This is a genomic window from Sphaerospermopsis reniformis (assembly GCF_005402885.1).
Taxonomy (GTDB): Bacteria; Cyanobacteriota; Cyanobacteriia; order Cyanobacteriales; family Nostocaceae; genus Sphaerospermopsis; species Sphaerospermopsis kisseleviana.
This window is the reverse complement of record NZ_BJCE01000425.1, coordinates 1-2,455: the sequence shown is the minus strand read 5'-3', so window position 1 is coordinate 2,455 and position 2,455 is coordinate 1. Positions and strand designations below refer to the sequence as shown.

Here is a 2,455-nt window from a genome sequence, read left to right as displayed (position 1 = left end):
TTTGAATCCTAGTAGCATACAGTGATTTTACTGTAATTCTGTCACAAAGCAAAAGATGACAGGAAATTTTCAGTAAATGTGAGTATTTGTTAGTATTGGTTAAGAAAACAGTAACTAGCTACTAACCTTCAAAAAAAACTTCAGAAATTATCTTTAAATGTTTTACGTTTTTGTTCGGAATTATCAGTTGATTTCAGCCAAAATTAAGCAATAGGTGATTGGGGACTGGTGACTGGTGACTGGGGACTGGTGACTGGTGACTGGTGACTGGGGACTGGGGACTGGTGACTGGGGACTAGTGACTGGGGACTGGTGACTGGTGACTGGTGACTGGGAAAGAAAATTTTAGATTTTAGATTGGAATTGACAAAAACAATCCAAAATCCAAAATTGTATTACCAATTACCCATTACCAATTACCCATTACCAATTACCCATTACCAATTCTTAGCAAACTTGTAAATAAAGTTAATTTGGCAAAAAATCATGTTTACAGGATTAATTCAAGGATTAGGTAAAATTAAACCCTTATCTAACGATTTGTGGCAGATTACTTTTGTCAGCCACTCGGATGCCATTATGCACGATTTAACTTATGGCGATAGTGTAGCAGTAGATGGCGTATGTCTGACGGTGGAAGAAATTTTAAAAGATGGTTTTATTGCCACTGCTTCACCAGAAACCCTGCGTCGTACCACTTTAGGGAGAGAAGAAACCCAAGCCAGATATGTCAACCTAGAAACGTCGCTGCGAGTGGGGGGTAAGGTAGGAGGTCATTTTGTCATGGGTCATGTAGATGGGATGGGTGAACTCATTTTAGCGGAACAGACAGCGACCTCTTGGGAAATGACTTTTGCAGTACCAGAGGCGATCGCTCGTTATATCGTCCCTAAAGGTAGCATCGCCATCAACGGTATCAGTCTCACTGTAGCCACCTATCAACCCGAACACTCACAGTTTACAGCAGCCGTCATTCCCCTCACATACTCGGAAACAAACCTGAGTTGTTTAAGTTCTGGTAGTTGGGTAAATTTAGAAGCCGATATCCTGGGTAAATACGTGGAAAAATTCATTTCCCCAGGCAAAACACCACATCAAGAGGACATTACACCCGCATTCTTAATAGAACACGGGTATTTATAGGTGATTGGTGATTGGTGATTGGTGATTGGGAAAAATATAACTGATTACCCAGTCCCTAGTCACCTGTCACCTGTCCCCTATCTGGCCTGTGCTGTTCTGTTGTTGTACACCAAGTTATTTAAACCTGCTTGTAACTTCACACCGGGGTCAACAGCAACCCAACCGTTGGGTGTGAGGTGACGGACTTCAAAATGCAGGTGAGGTCCTGTAGAGTTACCAGTGCTACCAACTCGACCGATCACCATTCCTGGTTCTACCCACTGACCAGGACGAACTAAGATGTCTGACATATGAGCGTAGAGAGTTTGTTGGGCAGAACTGTGATTAATAATCACGGTTAAACCGTAACCACCAATCCAGTCAGCAGTTTCTACTTGACCTCTAGCCGCTGCTAAAATTGGTGTACCTGTGGGCGCTCCTATATCTGTACCTGCATGGAAACGGCGATCGCCAGTTATAGGATGTATCCGCCAACCAAATAAAGAAGTTACAGGCGCAGCAAAAGATAAGGGAAAAGCTACTCCCGAACTACCACCACGGTAAGCATAAGCAAAGGTGTTACTGTAAGGAACTTGTGGTAAAACCGCTGCCAGGGCAAAATCATAAGATACATTACTTGGACGTGGTGCTATATTATCCTCTGCCATTGGCGCGGGTAAACTGCCAAAGCTGGGGGCGATGGGTGTAGCATTGACGGTTGTAGTTGGGGAAAACTCGCTGGGTTGAGGAATAAACCGATTCGGACGATAGGCGGTTTTTGTAGAACTGCTGGTATTTGTTTGGGCAGTACGCCAACTTTGATTATTATTGACAGCAGTAGCAACCGTTTTCACTACATTGCGGGCTTGTGAGTTAGACTGAGCCGCTACTTGCGGTGTTTTTGGTGTTTTTTCTAAACTAGCGGTTTCACTTTTTTTGATCCAACTAGGTGCTGATTTTTTGGGTGCATCAGCTACGGTAGGGGTATCAGTGGCTTTTTTACCACAAGCACCAGCAGCAATTTCTCTTTTAGAAAAAACTGCTTCACAACCGCTAGACCTTTCTGTAACAACTACAGAACTGGGTGGTTCATAGTTGTTAGTTGCAGTCCCATTGTATTCGGTGGGGTCAATCTGGGTGTTATTGTAATCTTTGGTTTTCCTCGCTGTGGCGCTGCCAGTATCCCCAGCATTATTATTTGCTGGTTTAGCTACTTCTGCGGGTTTCTCAGGTGCTGAGTTAACAGAAGTCTCTGGTTTTTTCACCTGTGACGTTTCCGCTTTCGGTTGAGAAGTTTTAATGATGACAACAGGTTGAGAATTTTCTGCTTTTG

2 protein-coding genes are annotated in these 2,455 nt (G+C 43.5%); one reads left to right on the top strand and one right to left on the bottom strand.

The features are described 5' to 3' along the window. The first annotated feature begins 486 nt into the window (after positions 1-486). A complete protein-coding gene (locus tag FFR48_RS27230) occupies positions 487-1,143 on the top strand; it encodes a riboflavin synthase (RefSeq protein WP_096572151.1) in 657 nt (218 codons plus the stop codon). Between the two features lie 77 nt (positions 1,144-1,220). Here the strand turns inward: FFR48_RS27230 and FFR48_RS27225 are convergent. Further along, the coding region (locus tag FFR48_RS27225; RefSeq protein ID WP_137669509.1) for a peptidoglycan DD-metalloendopeptidase family protein at positions 1,221-2,455 on the bottom strand (1,235 nt) is incomplete at its 5' end.